This window comes from Maricaulis alexandrii, assembly GCF_005871165.1.
GTDB lineage: Bacteria > Pseudomonadota > Alphaproteobacteria > Caulobacterales > Maricaulaceae > Maricaulis > Maricaulis alexandrii.
On the sequence record NZ_SWKP01000005.1, the window covers coordinates 58,867 to 81,007 of the forward strand.

23 protein-coding genes are annotated in these 22,141 nt (G+C 64.3%); 11 read left to right on the forward strand and 12 right to left on the reverse strand.

The window, feature by feature from the left end:
- Positions 1 to 48: 48 nt before the first annotated feature.
- The gene (locus tag FCS99_RS03610; protein WP_138510694.1) at positions 49 to 501 is read left to right on the forward strand and encodes a DUF6265 family protein; all 453 of its coding nucleotides are present in this window, start codon (positions 49 to 51) and stop codon (positions 499 to 501) included.
- On the opposite strand, the gene zapE is transcribed toward FCS99_RS03610, so the two are convergent.
- The 3 genes from zapE to FCS99_RS03625 all read right to left on the reverse strand — a co-directional run bounded on the left by zapE (position 498) and on the right by FCS99_RS03625 (position 3,343).
- Entirely contained in the window at positions 498 to 1,634 is a 1,137-nt protein-coding gene (gene zapE, locus FCS99_RS03615; protein WP_138510696.1) for a cell division protein ZapE, read from the reverse strand. The genes FCS99_RS03610 and zapE overlap by 4 nt on opposite strands.
- Before the next feature lie 141 nt (positions 1,635 to 1,775).
- Positions 1,776 to 2,204 carry an acyl-CoA thioesterase gene (locus FCS99_RS03620; RefSeq protein WP_138510698.1) on the reverse strand — a complete coding sequence of 143 codons (429 nt, stop codon included), beginning with the start codon at positions 2,202 to 2,204 and terminating at the stop codon, positions 1,776 to 1,778.
- Complete coding sequence (locus FCS99_RS03625; RefSeq protein WP_138510700.1) at positions 2,201 to 3,343, reverse strand: iron-containing alcohol dehydrogenase; 1,143 nt, start codon at positions 3,341 to 3,343, stop codon at positions 2,201 to 2,203. Before FCS99_RS03625 ends, FCS99_RS03620 begins: the two co-directional genes overlap by 4 nt.
- A gap of 262 nt (positions 3,344 to 3,605) precedes the next feature.
- On the opposite strand from FCS99_RS03625, the gene FCS99_RS03630 reads away from it, so the two are divergent.
- Complete coding sequence (locus FCS99_RS03630; protein WP_138510702.1) at positions 3,606 to 3,992, forward strand: hypothetical protein; 387 nt, start codon at positions 3,606 to 3,608, stop codon at positions 3,990 to 3,992.
- 68 nt (positions 3,993 to 4,060) lie between these two features.
- On the opposite strand, the gene FCS99_RS03635 is transcribed toward FCS99_RS03630, so the two are convergent.
- From FCS99_RS03635 to FCS99_RS03645, 3 genes are all read right to left on the reverse strand, one after another.
- On the reverse strand, positions 4,061 to 5,560 hold the full coding sequence (locus tag FCS99_RS03635; RefSeq protein WP_138510704.1) for a CoA-acylating methylmalonate-semialdehyde dehydrogenase: 1,500 nt from the start codon (positions 5,558 to 5,560) through the stop codon (positions 4,061 to 4,063).
- 175 nt (positions 5,561 to 5,735) lie between these two features.
- Positions 5,736 to 6,086: an ArsR/SmtB family transcription factor gene (locus tag FCS99_RS03640; protein WP_138510706.1), complete on the reverse strand. Its 351-nt coding sequence runs from the start codon at positions 6,084 to 6,086 to the stop codon at positions 5,736 to 5,738.
- A gap of 92 nt (positions 6,087 to 6,178) precedes the next feature.
- Positions 6,179 to 6,844, reverse strand: coding sequence for a hypothetical protein (locus FCS99_RS03645; protein WP_138510709.1), 666 nt, complete (start codon positions 6,842 to 6,844; stop codon positions 6,179 to 6,181).
- A 146-nt stretch (positions 6,845 to 6,990) separates the two neighbouring features.
- Here FCS99_RS03645 and FCS99_RS03650 point away from each other — a divergent pair, with 146 nt between their 5' ends.
- A complete protein-coding gene (locus tag FCS99_RS03650; RefSeq protein WP_138510711.1) occupies positions 6,991 to 7,836 on the forward strand; it encodes a 1-acyl-sn-glycerol-3-phosphate acyltransferase in 846 nt (281 codons plus the stop codon).
- On the opposite strand, the gene FCS99_RS03655 is transcribed toward FCS99_RS03650, so the two are convergent.
- The 6 genes from FCS99_RS03655 to sdhC all read right to left on the reverse strand — a co-directional run bounded on the left by FCS99_RS03655 (position 7,833) and on the right by sdhC (position 12,110).
- Entirely contained in the window at positions 7,833 to 8,171 is a 339-nt protein-coding gene (locus FCS99_RS03655; protein WP_138510713.1) for a hypothetical protein, read from the reverse strand. The two genes, FCS99_RS03650 and FCS99_RS03655, sit on opposite strands and share 4 nt — an antisense overlap.
- A gap of 141 nt (positions 8,172 to 8,312) precedes the next feature.
- Positions 8,313 to 9,092 carry a succinate dehydrogenase iron-sulfur subunit gene (locus FCS99_RS03660; protein ID WP_138510715.1) on the reverse strand — a complete coding sequence of 260 codons (780 nt, stop codon included), beginning with the start codon at positions 9,090 to 9,092 and terminating at the stop codon, positions 8,313 to 8,315.
- 14 nt (positions 9,093 to 9,106) lie between these two features.
- Positions 9,107 to 9,532: a DUF3052 domain-containing protein gene (locus tag FCS99_RS03665; protein WP_138510717.1), complete on the reverse strand. Its 426-nt coding sequence runs from the start codon at positions 9,530 to 9,532 to the stop codon at positions 9,107 to 9,109.
- 2 nt (positions 9,533 to 9,534) lie between these two features.
- Positions 9,535 to 11,322, reverse strand: coding sequence for a succinate dehydrogenase flavoprotein subunit (sdhA, locus tag FCS99_RS03670; protein WP_138510719.1), 1,788 nt, complete (start codon positions 11,320 to 11,322; stop codon positions 9,535 to 9,537).
- Positions 11,323 to 11,337: 15 nt separating this feature from the next.
- Positions 11,338 to 11,715, reverse strand: coding sequence for a succinate dehydrogenase, hydrophobic membrane anchor protein (gene sdhD, locus FCS99_RS03675; RefSeq protein ID WP_138510721.1), 378 nt, complete (start codon positions 11,713 to 11,715; stop codon positions 11,338 to 11,340).
- A gap of 2 nt (positions 11,716 to 11,717) precedes the next feature.
- Positions 11,718 to 12,110 carry a succinate dehydrogenase, cytochrome b556 subunit gene (sdhC, locus tag FCS99_RS03680; protein ID WP_138510723.1) on the reverse strand — a complete coding sequence of 131 codons (393 nt, stop codon included), beginning with the start codon at positions 12,108 to 12,110 and terminating at the stop codon, positions 11,718 to 11,720.
- A gap of 315 nt (positions 12,111 to 12,425) precedes the next feature.
- On the opposite strand from sdhC, the gene FCS99_RS03685 reads away from it, so the two are divergent.
- From FCS99_RS03685 to FCS99_RS03720, 8 genes are all read left to right on the forward strand, one after another.
- Positions 12,426 to 13,295 (forward strand): SDR family oxidoreductase, encoded by an 870-nt coding sequence (locus FCS99_RS03685; RefSeq protein WP_138510725.1) that lies wholly within the window; start codon positions 12,426 to 12,428, stop codon positions 13,293 to 13,295.
- A gap of 90 nt (positions 13,296 to 13,385) precedes the next feature.
- Complete coding sequence (locus FCS99_RS03690) at positions 13,386 to 15,080, forward strand: M61 family metallopeptidase (protein WP_138510726.1); 1,695 nt, start codon at positions 13,386 to 13,388, stop codon at positions 15,078 to 15,080.
- Between the two features lie 97 nt (positions 15,081 to 15,177).
- Entirely contained in the window at positions 15,178 to 17,064 is a 1,887-nt protein-coding gene (locus FCS99_RS03695; protein WP_138510727.1) for a DUF885 domain-containing protein, read from the forward strand.
- A gap of 38 nt (positions 17,065 to 17,102) precedes the next feature.
- Positions 17,103 to 18,326, forward strand: a complete 1,224-nt coding sequence (locus tag FCS99_RS03700) for a beta-propeller fold lactonase family protein (protein WP_138510728.1) — start codon at positions 17,103 to 17,105, stop codon at positions 18,324 to 18,326.
- A gap of 5 nt (positions 18,327 to 18,331) precedes the next feature.
- The gene (locus FCS99_RS03705; protein ID WP_138510729.1) at positions 18,332 to 18,961 is read left to right on the forward strand and encodes a hypothetical protein; all 630 of its coding nucleotides are present in this window, start codon (positions 18,332 to 18,334) and stop codon (positions 18,959 to 18,961) included.
- Between the two features lie 52 nt (positions 18,962 to 19,013).
- Positions 19,014 to 20,348 carry a tRNA (N(6)-L-threonylcarbamoyladenosine(37)-C(2))-methylthiotransferase MtaB gene (gene mtaB / locus FCS99_RS03710; RefSeq protein ID WP_138510730.1) on the forward strand — a complete coding sequence of 445 codons (1,335 nt, stop codon included), beginning with the start codon at positions 19,014 to 19,016 and terminating at the stop codon, positions 20,346 to 20,348.
- Positions 20,345 to 21,274, forward strand: a complete 930-nt coding sequence (gene ftsY / locus FCS99_RS03715) for a signal recognition particle-docking protein FtsY (RefSeq protein WP_138510731.1) — start codon at positions 20,345 to 20,347, stop codon at positions 21,272 to 21,274. Before mtaB ends, ftsY begins: the two co-directional genes overlap by 4 nt.
- Positions 21,275 to 21,277: 3 nt before the next feature.
- Positions 21,278 to 22,126 (forward strand): DMT family transporter, encoded by an 849-nt coding sequence (locus FCS99_RS03720; protein ID WP_233352646.1) that lies wholly within the window; start codon positions 21,278 to 21,280, stop codon positions 22,124 to 22,126.
- Positions 22,127 to 22,141: the final 15 nt, after the last annotated feature.

The following is a 22,141-nucleotide window of genomic DNA, read 5'->3' on the forward strand; positions in this document are numbered from 1 at the left end:
TCAATCCAGACGTGGCATGCTGCGGCGGACTGCCAGGGAGGCCGTGACATGCACCGACTGATATTCGCCCTCGCCCTCACCGGACTGGCCCTGACCGGTGGCCGGGCCGGTGCCCAGGAAACCGGACTGGACTGGATGACGGGGACATGGCGCAGCCAGGGCGACGACCCCGTGATCATGGAGAGCTGGAGCGACATGGCAGGCGGGCTCATGCTCGGGTTCAACCGGACCCTGGTGAATGGCGAAGCCGTGTCCTTTGAATTCCTGCGGATCGAGTCCGACGCGGACGGGGTGCGCTTTTGCGCGCAGCCGGGTGGGAGACCGGCAACCTGCTTCACCCAGGTCAGCCGGGACTGGCAGGAAGTGCGGTTCGAAAACCCGGATCATGATTTCCCGCAAGTGATCGAGTACTGGCGCAGCGGCGACAGATTGACGGCCCGGATCGCGGATCTGTCCGGGGACACCGAAATGCTGTTCCACTGGGATGCCGCCGGCGACTAGTCCCGGCCCGGCCCTTCGCGCTCGGCCGCCAGATAATCATGCGTGCGCATTTCCATCAGGCGCGAGGCGGTGCGTTCGAACTCGAAGGCACCATCGCCGGCCGGATAGAGATCCTCCGGTTCGGCGTCGGCGCTCATCACCAGCTTGGTGCGGGCCTCATAGAGCGTATCGATCAGGGTCACGAAGCGCTTGGCCTCATTGCGCTTGTCCGGTGACAGGCGCGGCACCCGGTCGAGCAGGACGGTGTGGAAACGGTCGGCGACGGCCAGATAGTCGGCGGCACCGAAGGCTCGGGCGCACAGTTCCGGGAAGGTGAAACGGGCCACGCCCGCCACTTCCCGCTCGACCACCCATTCGCGGCCATTGACCTCCAGCGTGCAGGATTGCGGTGCCGCGCCCGAGGTGAGACGAGCCCAGGCCTTGTCCATGGCCAGTTCAGCGTCGGCGTCGAGCGGGCAGTAATAGACCGGGGCCGCTTCCAGCTGGCGCAGGCGGTGATCGACCCCGCCATCCAGCTCGAACATGTCCAGCTTCTGCTTGAGCAGATCAATGAAGGGCAGAAAAAGCTGACGGTTGATCCCGTCCTTGTAGAGATCGTCCGGATAGCGGTTGGAGGTCGCCACCACGACAACCCCTTCGGCAAACAAGCCCTCAAACAGGCGGCCGAGGATCATGGCGTCGGCGATGTCGGTGACCTGGAACTCATCAAAAGCCAGAAGGCGGGCTTCGCTGGCCAATCCGCGAGCGACCGGCGGAATGGGATCATCGCCCGCACCTTTGACATATTCCGGCTGGCGGCGGCGCTCGGCCTTGGTCAGCTGGCGCCAGCGATTGATGCGGGCATGGGCGTCCTGCATGAATTCGTGAAAATGCGCGCGGCGACGATCCCGCACCGGCGCGGTCTCGATGAAGAGGTCCATCAGCATGGACTTGCCGCGGCCCACCCCACCCCAGAGATAAAGCCCCTTGGGGGCCGGCTTGGCCTTGCCGAACAGGGATTTCGCGCCCGGCTTCCAATCGACCAGACGGGCCGAAAGGTCACTCAGTGCCGCCGCGGCCCGCTCCTGGTCGGGATCGGGATTGAGGCTGCCCGCGTCGATACGCTGGCGCCAGAGATCAAGCGGCGTCGTCATGAGCGCAAGGCTTGGGTGCTGCGCCCGCGAAGGTCAATGGCAAAGCGCGGTCAGCCCGCCGGCCAGATCCGCACCAGGGCGAAAACCAGGGCCGAGACGGCCAGGACGACCGCGACGATCAACCAGACCGGCTGGCGGACCTCACGCATGGGCGGCTTCCAGCGCCTGGCGCATGGCGTCCGGCAAGGCGACCGGACGCCGGGTCTCGCGGTCGACATAGACATGGACAAAATGCCCCTGGGCGGCCGGCTCGTCCTCGCCGTCCTTGAACAGGCCGATCTCATAGCGCACGGAGGAATTGCCAATGCGGGACACCCGCACCCCGGCCTGGACCAGTTCCGGATAGGCCAGGGCCGCAAAATAATTGCAGCCGGTCTCCACGACGAGACCGATCACGCCGCCCTCATGGATATCAAGCCCCGCTTCCTCGATCAGGAAACAGTTCACCGCTGTGTCGAAGAAGCCGTAATAGGCCGCATTATTGACGTGGCCATAAATGTCATTGTCCGCCCAGCGCGTCGGCAGGTCGCGGAAGCGCTTGTAATCCTGGCGCAGGCGTTTCTCGATCACAGCACGGCCTCATAGCAGGCCTGAGCGGCTTCCAGCGTCATTTCGCGCGGATTATTGACCAGGAGGCGCTGGACCTTCATCGCATCCTCGGCCAGGCGCGGCAGGTCATTATGGCTGACCCCGACTTGGGTCAGGCGGGTCTCGATCTTCACCGCGTCGGCAATGCGCTCCATCTCTGCGATCAGCGCGCCGGCACTGGGCGAGCCCAGGCCGATATGGGCGGCGAGCTCGGTGTAGAGCGGCTCGGCGACCTCGGCATTGTATTTCAGGACTGGCGGCAGCATGAGCGAATTGGACAGGCCGTGCGGCACGTGGAAAATCCCGCCCAGCGGATAGGCCAGGGCGTGGACCGCCCCGACCGGGGCGTTGGCAAAGGCCTGACCGGTCAGCAGGGCACCCAGCAGCATGTCCTCGCGGGCCTCGGTGTCCTTGCCATTCGTGCAGGCCCGCTCGATCGCGCCGTGCAGTTTCTTCAGACCCGCCAGCGCAAGGGCGTCGGAGACCGGGTTCTTGTGGATTTTCGAGGTATAGGCCTCGATCCCGTGGACCATGGCATCGATTCCGGTCGCGGCCGTGACATGGCGCGGCAGGCCATAGGTCAGCTCGGCGTCCAGGACCGCCATGTCCCCGTAAAGAACGGGATCGTTCACGCCCATCTTGGCGGTCTCTCCGACCGTGACCACGGAAATCGGCGTCACTTCCGAACCGGTTCCCGCCGTCGTCGGAATCAGGATGAGCGGCAGGCGGTCGCCCTTCACCTGATCGACCCCATACATGTCGGCCAGGGGCTGATCCGTCCCCAGAAGCAGGGCCACCAGCTTGGCCGTGTCCATGGAGGATCCGCCCCCGAAACCGATGACCAGTTGCGCGCCGAATTCCCGCGCCTCCTCGACGGCCGCCAGAACCATGTCCTCCGGCGGATCCGCGACCACGCTGTCATTGATCGCCACGGTGAGACCTGCCGCCTCCAGCCCGGCGACGGCGCCGTCCAGCAGGCCGAAAGAGCGCACCCCCTTGTCGGTCACGATCAGGATGCGATCCCGGTCCCCGATCAGGGGCGCAGCGATGCGGGCGAGTTGGGAGGCCGACCCCGTTCCGGCATGGATGTGGGGCACGGTGCGAAAGTCGAAGCTCGACATGATGGGCAAGTCCCGAATTACAGTTAACGGTATGGTCACCGAAAACCATGGTCGGCCTGCAGCCGTGAATTGGCAACCGGTTTCGCCGTAAAAATCTCATACGCCATTGATTCAATACATATGACGAATTTTCATAGAACAAAGGGTTTGCCGTTAACCCAAAATCCAAGCAACTGCTCATTTACAAATACTGGCGAACGCCGTTCGCGAAAACTACCGTGCCCAGAGTAAGAACAAGAAACTTGTCCATGGGTGTTTGAGTATGGCGGTACGGGTCGACCTGTCCGCCGATGGCCGGATTGTCGAAATCGTGGCCAACGGCGTTGTTACACGACGAGAAACGGGCTGGGCCGTTGAACGAGCCCGCGAAGTGGCCCGCGAAAAGGGGCTGCGCTGCCTGCTGGCCGATTGCCTTCAGGTGGAACCGCAGGCTTCACCGACCCTGACCTCCGAACTGCTGGAGAATTCGGTCTTCGCCTTCGACCCACACATCCGCGTCGCCTATGTGTATTCCGGTCGCTGGACGCCGGACTATCGCGACACGGTTCTGGACAGTCTGACCGACGTCCTGCCCGGCAATGTGCGCACGTTTGATACCCGCGCGACCGCCCTGGACTGGCTGGGGGATTATTGCGGAAGCGCGGCCTGACCCCCCCTCTCTCGGGCCGCACGCAAGAGAAACCCCCGGACCCTTCGGCCCGGGGGTTTTTTTCTGACCTATTGCATGGTGGGGATGATGAAGGCCTGGTCCCCGATATCGCCTGTGGGCCAGCGCTGGGTCACCGTCTTGATCTTGGTGAAGAAGCGGATCCCGTCCGTGCCGTACTGGTTGGTATCGGTGAAGGCGGACCGCTTCCAGCCGCCGAAAGAGTGATAGGCGACCGGGACCGGGATCGGCACATTGATGCCGACCATGCCGACCTGGACCTTCTTGGCGAATTCACGGGCGGCCAGACCGTTGCGCGTGAAAATCGCCACGCCATTGCCGTACTGGTGTTCCGACGGCAGATGCGCCGCCTCGTCCAGGCTGTCGGCGCGCACCACTTGCAGGACCGGGCCAAAGATCTCTTCCTGATAAGAGGACATGGACGGTTTCACATGGTCAAACAGGCTCGGCCCGATGAAATAGCCGTTTTCATGCCCCTGAAGCTGGAAGCCGCGACCGTCGAGCAGAAGCTCGGCGCCTTCATCGACGCCGGTCTGGATCCATTTCTCGACCGTCGCCTTGTGAGCGGCCGACACGACCGGGCCGTAATGCGCGCCGGCATCGGTAGAGATGCCGACATTGAGCTTGGCGGCCTCTTCCTTCATGCGGCCGACGAATTCGTCCGCCGTATCCTTGCCGACCGGCACAGCCACAGGCAGCGCCATGCAGCGTTCGCCGGCCGAGCCATAGGCCGCCCCCAGGAAGTCGCTGACCACCTGGTCCATATCCGCATCCGGCATGATGATGCCGTGGTTCTTCGCGCCACCCATCGCCTGGAAACGCTTGCCCTGCTGGGCGCAGGTCTGGGCGATGTAGTGGGCGATATTGGAGGAGCCGACAAAGGAGACGGCCTTGATGTCGTCATTGTGCAGCAGGGCATCGACGGCGCTCTTGTCACCATGCACGACCTGGAGCACGCCCTCCGGAAGACCGGCCTCGATCATCAGCTCGGCCAGGCGGACCGGGACGGACGGGTCTTTCTCCGACGGCTTCAGGATCATGGCATTGCCGGTGGCCAGCGCCATGCCCATGAACCACATCGGGATCATGGCCGGGAAGTTGAACGGCGAAATGCCCGCGACCACGCCCAGCGGCTGGCGCATGGAATAGACATCAATGCCCGGGCCGGCGCTCTCGGTGTATTCGCCCTTCATCAGGTGCGGCACACCGCAGGCGAATTCGATCACTTCCAGACCGCGGATCAGATCGCCCTTGGCGTCGGCGATGACCTTGCCATGCTCGGAGGAGAGGAGATGGGCAAGCTCGTCCATCTCGGCCTCGACAAGGTTCTTGTAGGTCATCAGGATCCGGGCCCGGCGTTGCGGGTTCATCGCAGCCCATTCGGCCTGGGCCGTCTTGGCCGTCTCGACGGCACGCGCCACCTCATCATCGGTCGCGAACTGGACGCGGGCCTGAACCTCACCCGTATTCGGGTTGAAGACGTCGCCAAAACGGCCGGACGTGCCCGGCTGGGCCTTGCCGTCGATGAAATGATGGATGTCACGCGTCATGTCTTGTCACTCCCGGTGGAAATCTTGGAACGGTCTTGCGCCGAATGCCTCGCGGCTGACTTAGTATGTGCAAGGCGGCGTGTCGAGGCGCGACGACCGGCACGCGCTGACAGTGTGAAGATTCCGGCTGGAAATTCACGGTCAGGCGATGACGTGCCAAGGAAAATCCGGGCGGCTAGGAGGCCCGCATCAGGGCGTCGGCCTGGGCCTCGGCCTCTTCGTCCGTACCGACCAGTTCCGGGCGCAGATGGCAGCAGTCTTCCAGGAGGAAGCGGGCCAGACGGCGCGTGCCCTCGGCATTCAGCGAATAGAGCATGAAGCGGGAGCGGCGTTCCGCCTTGATCAGGCCGGCGCGTTCCAGCGTTTGCAGATGACCGGTCATGGTCGAGGGCGGGATGTCAAAGCCCTGGGCCAGCTCACCCGCAGAGGCCCGTTCCGGAGCCTGGTCGCACAGGGTGCGGAACAGGGCCAGACGAACGGGGTGCGACAGGGCGGCAAAACCGGAAACAGCGTCACGAGCAGTCATGCAAACGGCCTAAACCGCCTGCGTGACCAATGATTACCGTTTCGGTGAAAGTTTTGCGACAAGCCGCCTTGCCAGGCAGGCCTCGTGCCGCCCTAGCCGGAGGTCCGCAAACGATCCTGCGGCTTGGCCGGGAAGAAGCGGTTCATCAGGCCGGCAAACGGCCCGCGGCGAACCCCGCGCGGACGGCGGCCCGGGCGACTGGCCTGGGTCAACGTGTCCAGGGTCCGGTCTTTCTGGACCGGCTGGACCTTCCGGAAAACGGCTGCATCCCCGCAGGCGCGCTCCTGCAGCGTCCAGGCATTGTCCATCATCAGCGCATCGGCCAGGCGGGCCGAGGAACCATGGTCCGCGCCCACCAGGACCAGAAGCGCATTTTCGCGCATGGCGGCAGCAACATGGCGCCAGTTCCCGGCCATGACCGGGAAGCCGACCTCTGGACCGATAATCACCAGATCAATCGGCTGGGCGGTGTCATCCTTGCGCAGGGCCGGACCGCCACGCAGGGCATCGGTCGGGATGTGACGGCGGTCACAATCGGCCTGCAGGGCCTCGATGGCGGCGATCGGCGCGATGATCTCGTGACGTGCCCCACGCTTCAGGCAGACCGACCCGAGATCACTACCGCCGATCTGGACGGTGCGCATGCCGGGCTGAACCACAAGGGCGATATAGTCGGCCGTGAACTCGTCCTGACGACGCGTGCGGCGCTGAGCGATTTTGCGGATGCGGCCGGCAGTCTGGTTCGTGGTGGCGGTCATGGCGTGTCCCGATCGTGAACAAGGGGTTAATCCTTGTCCGACACATCGCAATCGCCGGGCCAATTCATAAAGGAACCGGTAACCATAAGCCGCTGCACGGCGTTTTCAGATTGCGCGAAACCCGGATTCCGCGTTTCCCTGACAGCATGACGACCCAACCGGATCCGGTGCCCGCAGTCCCGGCCCATATCGTTGACACGCTGATCGAGGAACGCGCTCCGAAACTGATCGGCACGCCGCTCTGGCCGCTGGTCCGCGCCATCGGCTATCCCATGCTGGGCTATCGCCGGGCGGTGGCCATGGCGGATGCGATCGCGGATCTCAGTGGCACAGAGTGCCTAGACTGGGCGTCGGACTATCTCGACCTCACCAAGAAGGTGACCGGCCTGGACCATATTCCCGAAACCGGTCCCTGTGTCGTGGTGGCCAATCATCCCGGCGGGATTGCGGACGGAATCGCGGTCTGGGACGCACTCAAGGCCCGCCGTCCCGACATGCTCTATTTTGCCAATGCCGACGCGCTGCGGGTCTGTCCGGGTCTGGAGGAGCGCGTCATCCCGGTGGAATGGCGCGACCATCAGCGCTCGCGCAATCACAGCCGCGACCTGCTGCGCCGGGCCATGACCGCCTTCAAGGAGGAACGCTGCCTGGTGATCTTTCCGTCCGGGCGCATGTCGGAATGGAGCTGGTCGGACTGGCAATTGCGGGAGAAACCCTGGCATCCGACCGCGATCAGCCTGGCTCGCAAGGCCGGCGCACCGATCATCCCGCTGGCCGTGCGCCAGCGCATGCCCTTCCTCTACTACGCCCTCGCCCAGGTGAATGAGGAACTCAAAGACATGACGATCTTCCACGGACTGATGGGCAAAGCCGGCGCGCAGTATTCGCTGGAATTCGGTCGCGCGCTTACCGTGAACAAGGATGATGGCAGCGACGCGCAGGTGACCGAAATGTTCCGCAAGATGTGCGAGACCCAGGCCTGGGGCAATTAGCTGTTTCGTGGCCCATCGGACCGCACCCGTTCAGGCGGGTTCGGGCCAACCTCGCGGACATAAAAACCACCGTCCAGCTGATATTGGCCGGTGATGGCCGGAAGACGGGGCGACGGACCCTGATGGCGGACCTCCGCGTGGATTTGATAACTGTCTGACGGCCTGCAATGGGGTTCACCGACATGTTCGTCTTCGACAGCGCCACCACTCAACCCGGCCCACTCAACATTCTCGGGCTGCGGCGTGTAAGGCTCCATCCGGCCGCCGAATCCACCCTGCAACCCGGTGCCCGGCGCAGACAGGGTGAGTGTGATGATGGCGATCTGAGACAGCATTTTCCCCTCCTATAGCCCAGGCGGGCATTAAGCAGGGTGTGGAATAATCTGCGCCTTGCGGCGGCATTACCAATTGGTAAGCGCAAAAAAGCCCCGCCGGAGGCCGGCAGGGCTTTGAAAGTTTGCAAGTTCGCGCAGCGGCTAGCCGTCGCGCTCAGCCATCATTTGCTTGATCTCGCCAATGGCCTCGGCCGGGTTCAGACCCTTCGGGCAGACCTGGGCGCAATTCATGATGGTGTGGCAGCGATAGAGTTTGAACGGGTCATTGAGATCGTCCAGACGTTCGCCCTTGGCCTCGTCGCGGCTGTCGGCCAGCCAGCGATAGGCCTGCAACAGTGCCGCCGGGCCCATGTATTTGTCGCCATTCCACCAATAGGACGGGCAGGCCGTGGAGCAGGAGGCGCACATGATGCACTCATAGAGGCCATCGAGCTTCTCGCGGTCTTCCGGGCTCTGCTTCCACTCCTTCTCCGGCGCCGGCGTATCGGTCTTCAGATACGGTTTCACAGCAGCGTGCTGGGCGTAGAATTGGGTCAGGTCGGGGATCAGGTCCTTGACCACCGGCTGGTGCGGCAGCGGGGAAATCGTGATCGTGCCCTTGTACTCGTCAATGCCGGAGGTGCAGGCAATCGTGTTCCGGCCGCCGATATTCATCGAGCAGGATCCGCACACGCCTTCGCGGCAGGAGCGACGAAAGGCCAGCGAGGCGTCGACATTGTTCTTGATCCACAAAAGGGCATCGAGAACCATCGGGCCGCAATCATCCAGATCCACCTTGTAGGTGTCCCAGGTCGGGCCCTCGCCGCTTTCCGGGCTGTAGCGGTAAATCCGGAAGGTGCGGGTATTCTTGGCCCCATCGGGCGCCGCGTGGGTCTTGCCCTTCTTGGGCTGGGAACCGCGGGGAAGTGTCAGCTGAACCATAAAAGGGTCCTCACTCAGTTCACGGCGCGCTTGTCGCGCGGGATCATCAATTTCAGTCCGGACCAGACCTCATCCACGGCGCAGACCTTCACATCGACCAGGTCGATGGGCAGGGCGACATCGCGGATCACGTCCTCGGTCATGTCGGTTTCCACCTTGGAGGCCTTCTTGGGCCAGGAGACCCAAATCATGCCGGCCGGCTGGATAGCCGAGCGCAGGCGGGGCAGGTCTGTTTCGAAGTCCGACCGGAGCTTGGTGAAATAATGCACATAGTCGAGCCCGTCGCCCGGCTCGGCCGAGGATTTCTGCTCGGCAAACAGGGCCGCAGAGCGCAGATCATCATGCTCGGCCGGAAGACCGAGAAACGCCACCTTCAGCCCGTCCTTGAGACCGAGCTTCTTGGGCAGGGGCGTCCCCGAATATCCGGCCGTGGCCGCCATGATCAGTACACCCGCGCCTTCGGCTCGATATACGCGATGTCGTTGGACATCGTGTAGGTGTGCACCGGACGGTAGTCGATCTTCACATTGCCGGCCTCATCGCACCAGGCGAGCGTGTGTTTCATCCACGTCTCGTCATTGCGGTCCGGGAAGTCCTCGCGGGCATGGGCACCGCGGCTTTCTTCGCGGTTGGCCGCGCCATTCACGGTCACGGCGGCCTGGGCGAGGAGATTGTCCAGCTCCAGGGTTTCCATGAGGTCGGTGTTCCAGACCATGGTGCGGTCGGTCACGCCAATGTCCGGCATGCCGGAATAGACATTCTTGATCGCCTCGACGCCTTCCTTGAGGACGTCGCCAGTGCGGAAGACGGCGCAATTGTTCTGCATCGACTTCTGCATTTCCAGGCGGATCTTGGCCGTCGGCGTGCCACCCTTGGCATTGCGGTACTTGTCCAGGCGGTCCAGCGAGACCTGGCCGTCTTTCTCGGTCAGTTCCTTCTGGCTGGCACCGGCTTTCACCGTCTCGCCGACACGCAGGCCGGCGGCGCGGCCGAACACGACCAGGTCGATCAGCGAATTGGAGCCGAGACGGTTGGCGCCATGGACCGAGACGCAGGCCGCTTCGCCCACAGCCATCAGGCCCGGCACGACTGCATCGGGATCATCGCCCACCTTGGTGAGGACTTCGCCGTGATAATTGGTCGGGATGCCACCCATATTGTAGTGGACCGTCGGCAGAACCGGGATCGGTTCCTTGGTGACGTCGACACCGGCAAACACGCGCGCACTCTCGGAAATGCCGGGCAGGCGTTCCGCCAGGATATCCGGGTCGAGGTGATCCAGGTGAAGGTGGATATGGTCGCCATTGGCACCGACACCGCGGCCTTCGCGGATTTCCATCGTCATCGAACGCGACACGACGTCACGGGAGGCCAGATCCTTCGCGGAAGGCGCATAGCGTTCCATGAAACGCTCGCCTTCGGAGTTCGTCAGATAACCGCCTTCACCGCGAGCACCCTCAGTGATGAGGCAGCCGGCGCCATAGATGCCGGTCGGGTGGAATTGCACGAATTCCATGTCCTGCAGCGGCAGGCCGGCCCGCAGCACCATGGCATTGCCATCACCGGTACAGGTGTGAGCGGAGGTGGCGGAGAAGTAGGCGCGGCCATAACCGCCCGTCGCCAGGATCACGGTCTGGGCGCGGAAACGGTGCAGCGTGCCGTCATCCAGCTTCCAGGCGGTGATGCCACGGCAGGCTCCGTCATCATCCATGATCAGGTCGAGCGCGAAATACTCGATGAAGAATTCGGTCTCATTGCGAACCGACTGGCCGTACAGCGTGTGCAGGATGGCGTGACCGGTCCGGTCGGCGGCAGCACAGGTGCGCTGCACCGGGCCTTCGCCATAATTCCGGGTCATGCCGCCAAAGGCGCGCTGATAGATCTTGCCATCCTCGGTGCGCGAGAAGGGCACACCCCAGTGTTCCAGCTCGTAAACGGCTTCCGGCGCATTGCGGCACAGGTATTCGATACTGTCCTGGTCGCCCAGCCAGTCCGACCCCTTGACGGTGTCATACATGTGCCAGCGCCAGTCATCCTGACCCATATTGCCCAGCGAGGCAGAGATACCGCCCTGGGCGGCCACCGTGTGCGAGCGGGTCGGGAAGACCTTGGTGATGCAGGCGGTCTTCAGACCGGCTTGCGAGGCGCCCAGAGCCGCGCGGAGGCCCGAGCCGCCCGCGCCGACGACGACCACGTCATAGGTGTGATCGATCCAGTTGTATTCGGCCATCGTGTTTCGTGTCCGTTACAGAGCGAGTTTGAGAAGGGCGAAGGCCGTCACCAGCCAGAGCCCGATCGTGAGGAAGCTGTTCGCCAGAACCAGAACGGTCTTGGTGAAGGGCTTGTGGATATAGTCCTCGATCACTTCGAGCATACCCGACCGCATGTGGGCGAGGCCCGCGGTCAGGGTGAGCAGGGTGATGATCGCGCCCATGGGGGAGGCGAAGAAGGCGCGGGCGGCGGCCGGGTCCGGTGCGCCGGACATGGCGAGCATGTAGACGAAGACCGGCGCCAGGAAGAAAAGCGCGATTGCCGTGACGCGGTGGGCCATCCAGTGCTTGGAGGCGTGGCCGGAGGCGCCGAGACCGCGGACCTTGGCCGCAGGTGTACGATAATCCGTCATCTTCAGGCTCCCAGGTTCAGCCAGAGCAGGGCCGTCGGAATGACCGCCCCGATCATGATCAGGATGGAGCGCAGGTTCGAGCCTTTCGGGTCGTATCCCTTGCCGAAATCCCAGACCAGGTGACGCAGACCGTTCAGCCAGTGATAGCTGATCGCATAGGTCAGGCCGATGAGCGCGAAACGCGTCACCCAAGCCATCGGACCCTCGAACAGGAAGGCCACCGATCCCTCGGCCCCGAAGGCCAGGAGGATCACCCAGATGGCAATCGCGACGGCGCCGAAATAATTGGCGATGCCGGTTGCGCGGTGAAGAATGGAGGACGCCATGGTCGCGTGCCAGCGCCAGACCTGAAGGTGTGGCGACATCGGACGCGGATCAGACCAGTCGGAAGCCATGTGGCAGCCTTTCCGTAGTGATGCGGCAATGTGTATCCGGATGGACCGCGCACGGACTGCGCCGACGCGGCATGACAATGTTGCTGGGCACAATAGGCCGCAAAGTGTCAGGGTCAACGCGGACGAAGTGCACCGCTGACAACTTCCAGACATTTGAGGGCATTTGTTCAGAACCATTCTCAACAAACACCCTCTAACTCGCCCAAGTCTCACTAATATTTGTGAGGGCGATCACAAGTTCATACTTGCCCGGGAAAAGCATGGTAATCGCCGCAAGCGGCCCTAGATTGTCAGCGAACGGATCGGAGACCTGACATGACCTCACCCCGCCCTGCCGCCGTCGTCACCGGTGCCTCGACCGGCATCGGACACGCTTGCACCACCCGCCTCGTGGCTGAGGGCTGGCAGGTCTTCGCCGGTGTCCGCAAACCGGAAGATGGCGAGCGATTGCGCGAGGAGCTGGGCGAGCGCGTCACCCCGCTGATCATGGATGTCACCGATGCGGCCAGCCTGAACACGGCGGCCGACCAGGTCCGTCAGGCGCTGGACGGGCAGACGTTGAAAGGCTTGGTCAACAATGCCGGGATTGCCGTGGCCGGGCCCATGCTCGATCTGGATGTCGAGGATTTCCAGCGGCAGATGGATGTGAATGTCACCGGCGTGGTGCGCGCCACCCAGGCGTTCGGCCCCTTGCTGGGCGTCGATGAAGACTTGGACGGCGGACCGGGCCGGATCGTGATGATGTCCTCGGTTGCCGGTGAGATGGGCGCGCCCTTCCTGGGCCCCTATGCGGCGTCCAAACACGCCGTGGAAGGCATCTCCAAATCCCTGCGACGGGAGCTGATGCTCTACGGGATCGAGGTGGTGGTGATCGGACCGGGTGCCGTCGCCACACCGATCTGGGACAAGGCGCAGGATATCGATCCGGAACCCTATCGCGAGACGCGATTCTACGATGCCATGCTGCGCATCCGGGACTGGATGACCAAGAACGGTCCGGAGGGCTTTCCGCCTTCGAAGATCGCCGATCGAGTGTTCAAGGCGCTGACACAGGACAAGCCGCGTTTTCGCTATGCCATCGTGCCCCAGCGCCTGACCAATTGGTCGCTCCAGAAGATGCTGCCGGGCCGGATGGTCAATAATATGGTCGCCAAACGGGTCGGCCTGGAGCGCAAATACCGCTAATCAGTCCGCACATGATCGTATTGTAATTTCGCGCTAATTTTCCCGCCACACGCTGGATGCGCATCTGACGGGCGTGGTTCGGAGGGGATTATGAGCACGATATTGGCCAGCCTGGCGGGTGCCCTGCTGCTGCAGGGCGCGCACCCTGTCGATTACGCGATCTCGATCAGCGAGACGGATACGGATTCCCGGGTCATGATCCGCGTCGATTTCGCGGGCGAAGCGGACGGTGAGACCCTGCTCCATCTGCCCAGCGAATGGGGCGGCGAGGGCGAACTCTGGAACCTGGTCCGGGACCTCCAGGTCACCGGCGGCGACATGGAGGCCGGCGAAACGCCCGACCAGATGATCGTCCATCACGCACCGGGCGCCCCGCTGCAGCTGGTCTACCGGATCGAACCGGACCGTCCGGGCGAGCCCAGTGCCGAGGCCGGGGATTACTACCGTCCCTATGTCGAACCCGGCTATGTCCACCTGATCGGCAATACCGTGTTCGTGGCGCCGGACATGGACGCGGAGACGCCTGTGTCCGTGCAGATCCAAACGCCGGATGGCTGGACCCTCGCCTCCGATCTTGAACATGGCGGGCTGACCCGCGACGCCTTGATGGAGAGCGTGCTGGTCGCGGGTGATTTCCGCATTTCCGAGATGGAGGTCGCAGGCGCGCCCGTTCGCCTCGCCATCCGGGGAGAGACCGGGATCGAGGATGCGGCCATGATGCGCGCCCTGGGCGATGTGGTGGCCGCCAATCACGCCTATTGGGCGACGGAAAGCGAACCCTATCTGGTCACCGTTCTGCCGCTGACGGCGCCGGAAGGGTGGATGAGTGTGGGCGGTACCAATCTGGGCGACGCCTTCGCCTTCTTCACCACCGCCAATGCCACGCCGGACATTCTCACCCGGATCCTGATGCATGAGCATGTGCATTCCTGGAATCCGCGCCTTCTGGGCGGCTCGATCACGGGCGAACAGGAACCGGCGGGCTATTGGTTCTCTGAAGGCTTCACCGATTTCGTCACTCAACGCGCCGCCGTCCGGGCCGGTGTCTGGCCGGCCGAACAGGCGATCGAGGCCTGGAACGAGACCTTCGCCGAATACGGGGCCAACCCGGTCCGTGAGGCGCCCAATGCAGACATCATCAACGGGTTCTGGACCCGTGCGGACTATCAGCGCCTGCCCTATCTGCGCGGCATGATGTTCGCGGGTCTGGTGGATCACCATGTCCGGACCGAAACAGGCGGGGCGTTTGACCTGGATGATGTCCTGCTGGCCATGCGCACCCGTGATGCGGACCGTCCGGCCCCGCTGCACTTCGCCGAGACGGTCGAGCAGGTTACCGGCTTGGACATTGCCGCCCTGATGACCCGCCATATCGAACAGGGCGAGCCGGTCGCCCTGGACGCAGACACGTTCGGGGCCTGCGGTCCGGTGGTGACCCGCGACGAGCCTGTTTTCGTCTATGGCATGGAAGGGGCCAGGAATGAGGCGGGTGAATTTGTGATCGTGACGGTGGATCCGGACGGTCCCGCCGCACCGGCCGGTTTCGAGGCGGGCATGGTGGTCGAGCAACGCCTGGGCGGCGCGGTGGGCGATGCCGCGGTAGAATCCGTGCTCCAGGTCCGCACGCCGCAGGGCGAAACGCTTACGCTGAGCTACTGGCCGACGGATGGCACCAGTCAAAGCGTCACCCGGATCGACAGCGCTGCACCGGGCTATGACGAAACTGCCTGCACGGCGCGGCTGGCCGGGACGGATGCCGGGGCACCGCCCTCGCCCATGCCCTGAATTCCCGGTTTGCGCGCAGGCCTTGTCCCGCGCGGCGGGCAAGGCCATTCTCCTGCGCGTCTGACGCCCGATTGCGGGCGAAACGGGGAGAATTCCAATGAAGTATCGCCTGGTATCCACCGCGCTGAGCGGCGCCTGTGTCCTGCTGCTCGCCGCCTGCAGCCCGAATGCCGGCGAGGCGGATACCGGTCCGTCCGAGACGGCTTCGGCACAAACCGCCCCCGTTTCGGCACCTGACACCCCGGCAGACCAGGCCTCCGGACAAACCGCCACGGACAGCGAGGCCAGCGCCGCCTTTGCCAGCCTGATCGAGGATTTCGAGGCCTGGCAGGCGGAGGAAAGCCTGCAACGGCGCGCCCAGGCCGGCGATGTCGAGGCGATGAGCCAGTGGCCGGACATCTCCCGCGACGCTCTCAATGAGGCCACCCAGGCCGAGATCGGCTTCCTGGAACGGCTGCAAAACATCGACCCGGAAGGGCTGAGCCGGAATGACCGGACATCCTATGACGTGCTGGACTATCTGCTGCGCTACAGTGTGGAACTGGCACCCTATGAAGACGCGCGCATGCCGTTTTCCAATGATAGCGGCTTCTTCAGCTGGCCCTCCTATGCCGCCGGATCCACCCGGCCGCGCAATACCGAACAGGCCGAGGCGTGGATTGCCCGCCTGCGGGCCCTGCCGGACTATTTCCAGGCCAATATCGACTGGATGAACCAGGGTCTGGAAGACGGTTTCACCCAGCCGCGACTGATTGCCGAACTGGCCGAGAGCCAGATCGCTTCCCTGAGCGATGCCGACACATTGTCCAGCATCCTCATGGCCCCGATGGAGCAGCTTCCGGCCGGCATGGACGAGGCCGAGAAGGACCGGCTGCGAGCGGCAACCCAGGCCGCGATCGACGAAGCGGCCCTGCCGGCCTACCGCGATCTGCTGGCCTATTTCCGCGACACCTACATTCCGCAGACCCGCACCAGTATCGGCATTTCCGAAGTGCCCGAGGGCCGCGAATACTACCAGGCCCTGGTGCGCTATCACACGACGCTGGATACCTCGCCCGAGGAAGTCCACCAGCGCGGTCTCAACGAGGTTGCCCGCATCCGTGCCGAAATGGACGAGGTGATCGAGCGGTCCGGCTTCGAGGGCAGTTTCGAGGAATTCCTGCACTTCCTGCGCACCGACCCGCAATTCTATGCGGAAACGCCGGAAGAATTGCTGATGTATGCGTCCTGGATCGCCAAACGGGCCGATGACCAGATGCCGCGCTTCTTCGGTCACCTGCCGCGCCTGCCCTATGGCGTGCGCCCGGTACCGGACACGATGGCCCCGACCTATACGACCGGCCGCTACTGGCCGGGCAGCCTCGAGAATGGCGTCGCCGGCGGGTATATGGTGAACACGTATGACCTGACCCAGCGCCCGCTCTACACCCTGCCGGCACTGACCGTGCACGAAGCCGTGCCGGGCCATCACCACCAGATCTCCATCGCCCAGGAATTGGAAAACGTCCCGGATTTCCGCCGCGACAGCTATATCACCGCCTTCGGGGAGGGCTGGGGTCTCTATACCGAGACACTGGCCACCGATATGGGCCTCTACACGACGCCCTATGAGGAATTCGGCCGCCTGACCTATGAGATGTGGCGCGCCTGCCGCCTCGTGGTGGATACCGGCATGCACTATATGGGCTGGACCCGCGAACAGGCGGAGGCCTGCCTGCTGGAGAATTCCGCCCTGGCCCCGCACAATGTCCGCACCGAGGTGGAACGCTATATCTCCTGGCCGGGCCAGGCGCTGGCCTACAAGTCCGGCGAGCTTTTGATGCGGGATCTGCGCGCCCAGGCGGAAGACCGTCTCGGCGCCGATTTCGACATCCGCGATTTCCACGACACGCTTCTACAGGACGGCGCCATGCCGCTCTCGGCGCTGGAAGCGAAGATGCTGGACTGGATTGCCGATCAGGAAGCCCAACTGGCCGACGAATAAATTCGCCCTTTATTGCCCCCAGAGACTGGAGGACAGACATGTTTGCACGCTCGCTGATGGACGCCCGCCACACCCTTGCCGGGGCCATGGCCCTGATGGTGCCGGGCTTCGAGGCCCTGGCCCAGGACGACACGTCCGCCGAACCGGCCCTGGTGCCGCTTCATGTGGAGATCATCGACCCGGATGCGGACTTCCCGCGCTTCATGGTGGATGCCGCCTGGCCCGACATGCCGTCCGACATGATCCTGGGGCAGGTGCCCGGCATCACGGTCGACAATCAGGACCGTATCTGGGCCGTGCACCGGCCGCATACCCTGACGGGCACCGATACCGGCCTGGCGCAGGATCCGCCCATCGCCGTGTGCTGCCGGCCGGCGCCGACCATTGTCAGCTTTGACACGGAAGGGCGCTATCTGGGCGGGTTCGGCGGACCGGAGACCGGTCCGGTCATCGAGGGTGAGAGCCAGTGGCCGAACAATATCCACGGCATCTATGTCGATGCGGACAATACGATCTGGGTCGCGGGCAATGGCGATGGCGACCATGTCGTCCTGAACTTCACCGAAGAGGGCGAGTTCATCCGCTCCATCGGCCGCCATGGCGAGACCGGGGGCAATCTTGACGAAGCCCATCTGGGCAATCCGGCCGACATCTTCGCCGAGGATGGCGAGGTCTTCATTGCAGACGGCTATATCAACAAGCGTATCATCCGCTTCACGGGCGAAGACGGCGATTTCGGCGGGCTGTGGGGTGCCTATGGCAATGAGCCGGGCAGCGGCACGCGCGATGGCCAGTTCGACCAGAGCCAGGCCACCAGCACGGCCGATGGCGGCGCCGATCCGGAAAGTCCGGAATTCGGTGACATCCTGCACTGCATCGCCGGTACGGATGACGGGCTGATCTTCGTCTGCGACCGCCGCAATAATCGCGCCCAGGTCTTCCGGCGCACGGCCGACGGCGATCTGGAATTCGTCCAGGACATCGTCGTCTCGCCCAATTCCGGCGGCACGCGCTCGGTCACGGACATCGCCTTCTCGCCGGACGGCCGCTTCGTCTACATCGCCGAGATGATGAACAGCCGGATCTGGATTTATAACCGTGAAACCCTTGAACCCATCGCCGTGATGGGCCGGATTGGTCGCCAGCCAGGCCAGTTCACCTGGCTGCACAGTGTCGAGGTCGACAGTGAGGGCAATCTCTACACCAGTGAGGTCGGTACGGGCCGGCGCATCCAGAAACTCGTCCTGACAGGCATTCACTAGACCCCATGCTGTTCGCACTCACCGATTTCCTGATCGTCATCGGGGCCGGGTTCGGCCTGTGGCGCCTCTGGCCCTTCCGCAAGGATGGACGGGTCCGCATGATCCGGCTCGGCCTGATCGCCCTGGCCCTCGCCGCTCTGGTCGGCACCCTCCGCTTTGCCGCCGGGCTGGAGGACGCCCTGGCCCCTTGGCACAGCCTGACCAGCGATTTCGCCGGGTCGGCGGGGCTCTTCCTGATCGCACTGGGCGCGGCGCTGGCGCTTCTGAAAAAGCCGCTGCCGCCAGTCGGAACCCGCTATCTGCGGATCGGGGTTCCGGTCTTCATCGCCTTCCTGCTGGTCTTTCCGGGACTGGACACAGTCGCGGCCCTTCTTCCGCCGGTCGCCCTGCTGATGGGCCTGGCCACGGGCGGCGCCCTGCTGACCCGCAAGGACTGGGTTCCCGGACTGATGTGGCTGGGCGCATTTGGCGGCATCGGCCTGGTCTCCCTGGGCCTGGGCGCATCCCGCGAAACCGCCGCGCTCGGCCTCGCCGACTGGCACGTCTATCACGGCGTTCTGGCCCTCTGCGCCGCCCTGATGGGCGAAGCCACGCGACGCCTATACGGACACACGAAGACAAGGGTGCGCTCATAATTGACCGCCGCGCTTGACGGCGGGGCGTTGCTCAACCACTTATCCGCCCTCCATGAGCGCGCCAGAGAACAATCCTGCCGCCTCCGGTGCCGACACCCCGCCCACGCGGGAGGCGGAACAGGAGTCCGGGCTTGATATCCTGACATTCGGCTGCCGGCTGAATGCCTGGGAGAGCGAAGTCATGCGCAAGCATGCGCGCGAGCAGGGCCTCACGAACACGATCCTGGTGAACACCTGCGCCGTGACAAATGAGGCCGTGCGCCAGGCGCGTCAGCATATCCGCCGGGCCCGGCGGGCCAATCCCGACGCCCAGATCATCGTCACCGGCTGCGCCGCCCAGGTCGATCCCGACATGTTCGGCCAGATGCCCGAAGTGAACCGGGTGATCGGCAATGATGACAAGCTGAAAGCGGAAACCTTCAAGCCGGCCGACCTGCTGGGCGGCACGGAGAAGGTGCGCGTCAACGACATCATGAGCGTGCGAGAGACAGCCGGCCATCTCGTCGAGGGCATGGAGGGGCGCGCCCGCGCCTATGTCCAGGTCCAGAATGGCTGCGACCATCGCTGCACCTTCTGCATCATCCCCTTCGGTCGCGGCAATTCCCGCTCGGTCGCCGCCGGCGAGGTGGTCGACCAGATCAAGACGCTGGTGGATGCAGGGCATTCGGAGGTCGTGCTGACCGGGGTGGACCTGACCTCCTGGGGCGAGGACCTGCCCGGCACGCCGAAACTGGGCCGCCTGGTCCAGGCGATCCTGAAGCATGTGCCGGACCTGCCGCGCCTGCGCCTGTCCTCGATCGACGCCATCGAGATCGATGATGCCCTGTTCGAGGCGGTGACCGGAGAGGCGCGCGTCGCCCCCTATCTCCACCTCTCCCTCCAGGCCGGGGATGACATGATCCTCAAGCGGATGAAGCGCCGTCATCTGCGCGATGACGCGATCGCGCTCTGCGACCGCCTGAAATCGGCGCGGCCGGAAATCGCCTTCGGGGCCGACATGATCGCCGGATTCCCGACCGAGACCGAAGCCATGTTCGAAAATTCGGTGAAGCTGGTGGATGAGTGCCAGCTCGCCTATCTGCACGTCTTCCCCTTCTCGCCGCGCCCCGGCACGCCGGCGGCCCGCATGCCGCAGGTCGAGCGCGCACAGGTGAAGGACCGCGCCAACCGGCTGCGGGCGAAGGCGGATGAGGCATTGACGCGCCATCTGGACACGATGATCGGACTGGAACGCGCCGCCCTGGTCGAGAAGCCGGGCTTTGCCCGGGCCGGGAATTTCGCCAGCATCCGCATCCCGGAAGCCGAGGTGCCGCGACCCGGCGCCCTTGTCGATATCGAGATCAGCGGGCATGACGGGAAAGAACTTCAAGGGGTTATCACCGGATGAGTGAGAAAAAACCAGGCTTCTTCTCCCGCCTGGCCCAGGGCCTGGCCCGCTCGTCCAACAAGCTGGGCGAAAGCGTCACGGCCATTTTCACCAAGCGCAAGCTGGATGCCGCCGCGCTCGAGGAACTGGAAGACGCCCTGATCGCCGCCGATCTGGGAGCCCAGACGGCGATGCGCGTGACCGACCGGCTCGCCAAGGACCGGTTCGACAAGGAAGTCACTGACGAGGAAGTCCGCGAGGCGCTGGCTGATGTCGTGGCGGAAAGCCTGACGCCGCTGGAGAAGCCGCTGGACCTGGGCGGTGAGCGGCCGCAGGTCGTGGTGTTTGTCGGCGTGAACGGGTCCGGCAAGACGACCACGCTGGGCAAGATTGCCGTCAAGCTGAAGCGCGAGGGCCACAATCCGATCCTCGCCGCCGGAGACACTTTCCGCGCCGCCGCCATCGAGCAGGTCTCGGTCTGGGGTGAGCGGGCCGGGGCGCCGGTGGTCAAGCGCGAAATCGGCGCGGATGCGGCCGGTCTGGCCTTCGACGCTATCGAACAGGCCCAGCGCGACAGTCATGACATGGTCCTGATCGACACGGCCGGCCGCCTGCAGAACAAGGCCGAGCTGATGGACGAGCTGCGCAAGGTGATCCGCGTCATCAAGAAGAAGATGCCGGACGCCCCGCATCATGTGATCCTGGTGCTGGACGGAACAGTCGGGTCGAACGCGGTCTCCCAGGCCGAAGCCTTCCTGGAAGCCTCCGACGTCACCGGCGTGGTGATGACCAAGCTGGACGGCACGGCCAAGGGCGGTGCCCTGGTCCAGGTCGCCGAGAAATTCCGGCTGCCCATCCATTATATCGGCATCGGCGAAGGCGAGGCAGACCTGCAGCCCTTCTCAGCCCGCGATTTCTCCCGCGCCCTGGCCGGACTGGACGGCTAGACGGTGGAGGCCATCCCGCCCTGGGCCGTGCTGGCCATGCTGGGCTCGGCCCTGGCCCATTCGGGCATGACCCTGCTGACCAAGCAGGCGAAGGACAAGCTGGTCTTCCGCGGATTGACGCTGGGCTTTGTCGGCCTGGCCTTCCTGCCCTGGCTGCTGACCCAGCCCCTCCCGCCCTGGGAGGTCTGGCGTTTCCTGCTGGCCGGCGCCGCCGTCATCTGGGTCTTCAACATGCTGCTGATCGCCGCCTTCACCGAGGGCGAGATGAACCTGGCCTATCCGGTGATGCGGGGCAGCGCCCCCGCCCTGGCCGCCATCGTGGCCTTTGTCTTCCTCGAAGAGACCGTCTCGCCAGGCCAGATGCTGGGCCTCGGAATCGCGACCGCGGCCCTGATCGGCTTTGCCTGGCCGGAAAAGGACGGAAAGCCGAAGCTGAAAATCATCCTGCTGGCCCTGGCCGCGGCCTGCATGACCGCGACCTACAGCGTGATCGATGCGGCTGGCGTCCGCGAAAGCGGCCGCATCCTGGTCTATCTGGGCTGGTTTTTCGTGCTGTCACTGGCCACCATCCTGCCCACGGCGATGATCCGGCGCGGATCGGCCTTCTGGGCCGCCGCCCGCCAGGAGGCCCGGCCGGCCCTGATTTCGACCGTGTTCAATACCTCCACCTACGGCCTCGCCCTGCTGGCCTTCAGTCAGGCGCCCGTGGCGCCGATGGTGGCCCTGCGGGAAACCTCCATCGTGTTCGGGGCCATCCTCGCCGCCCTGGTGCTGAAGGAGAGTTTCGGACTGCGGCGCATCGGGCTTGCAATCTGTCTCGCGGGCGGGCTCGTATTACTGCAAGTGATGTAGGCGTTCAGGAGAACC

Excerpts from the sequence above, each read along its gene's own strand:
- FCS99_RS03610 (WP_138510694.1), top strand. The coding sequence starts at position 49 with ATGCACCGACTGATATTCGCCCTCGCCCTCACCGGACTGGCCCTGACC.
- zapE (WP_138510696.1), bottom strand. The coding sequence starts at position 1,634 with ATGACGACGCCGCTTGATCTCTGGCGCCAGCGTATCGACGCGGGCAGC.
- FCS99_RS03625 (WP_138510700.1), bottom strand. The coding sequence starts at position 3,343 with ATGTCGAGCTTCGACTTTCGCACCGTGCCCCACATCCATGCCGGAACG.
- FCS99_RS03630 (WP_138510702.1), top strand. The coding sequence starts at position 3,606 with ATGGCGGTACGGGTCGACCTGTCCGCCGATGGCCGGATTGTCGAAATC.
- FCS99_RS03635 (WP_138510704.1), bottom strand. The coding sequence starts at position 5,560 with ATGACGCGTGACATCCATCATTTCATCGACGGCAAGGCCCAGCCGGGC.
- FCS99_RS03640 (WP_138510706.1), bottom strand. The coding sequence starts at position 6,086 with ATGACTGCTCGTGACGCTGTTTCCGGTTTTGCCGCCCTGTCGCACCCC.
- FCS99_RS03645 (WP_138510709.1), bottom strand. The coding sequence starts at position 6,844 with ATGACCGCCACCACGAACCAGACTGCCGGCCGCATCCGCAAAATCGCT.
- FCS99_RS03650 (WP_138510711.1), top strand. The coding sequence starts at position 6,991 with ATGACGACCCAACCGGATCCGGTGCCCGCAGTCCCGGCCCATATCGTT.
- FCS99_RS03655 (WP_138510713.1), bottom strand. The coding sequence starts at position 8,171 with ATGCTGTCTCAGATCGCCATCATCACACTCACCCTGTCTGCGCCGGGC.
- FCS99_RS03660 (WP_138510715.1), bottom strand. The coding sequence starts at position 9,092 with ATGGTTCAGCTGACACTTCCCCGCGGTTCCCAGCCCAAGAAGGGCAAG.
- FCS99_RS03665 (WP_138510717.1), bottom strand. The coding sequence starts at position 9,532 with ATGGCGGCCACGGCCGGATATTCGGGGACGCCCCTGCCCAAGAAGCTC.
- sdhA (WP_138510719.1), bottom strand. The coding sequence starts at position 11,322 with ATGGCCGAATACAACTGGATCGATCACACCTATGACGTGGTCGTCGTC.
- sdhD (WP_138510721.1), bottom strand. The coding sequence starts at position 11,715 with ATGACGGATTATCGTACACCTGCGGCCAAGGTCCGCGGTCTCGGCGCC.
- sdhC (WP_138510723.1), bottom strand. The coding sequence starts at position 12,110 with ATGGCTTCCGACTGGTCTGATCCGCGTCCGATGTCGCCACACCTTCAG.
- FCS99_RS03685 (WP_138510725.1), top strand. The coding sequence starts at position 12,426 with ATGACCTCACCCCGCCCTGCCGCCGTCGTCACCGGTGCCTCGACCGGC.
- FCS99_RS03690 (WP_138510726.1), top strand. The coding sequence starts at position 13,386 with ATGAGCACGATATTGGCCAGCCTGGCGGGTGCCCTGCTGCTGCAGGGC.
- FCS99_RS03695 (WP_138510727.1), top strand. The coding sequence starts at position 15,178 with ATGAAGTATCGCCTGGTATCCACCGCGCTGAGCGGCGCCTGTGTCCTG.
- FCS99_RS03700 (WP_138510728.1), top strand. The coding sequence starts at position 17,103 with ATGTTTGCACGCTCGCTGATGGACGCCCGCCACACCCTTGCCGGGGCC.
- FCS99_RS03705 (WP_138510729.1), top strand. The coding sequence starts at position 18,332 with ATGCTGTTCGCACTCACCGATTTCCTGATCGTCATCGGGGCCGGGTTC.
- mtaB (WP_138510730.1), top strand. The coding sequence starts at position 19,014 with ATGAGCGCGCCAGAGAACAATCCTGCCGCCTCCGGTGCCGACACCCCG.
- ftsY (WP_138510731.1), top strand. The coding sequence starts at position 20,345 with ATGAGTGAGAAAAAACCAGGCTTCTTCTCCCGCCTGGCCCAGGGCCTG.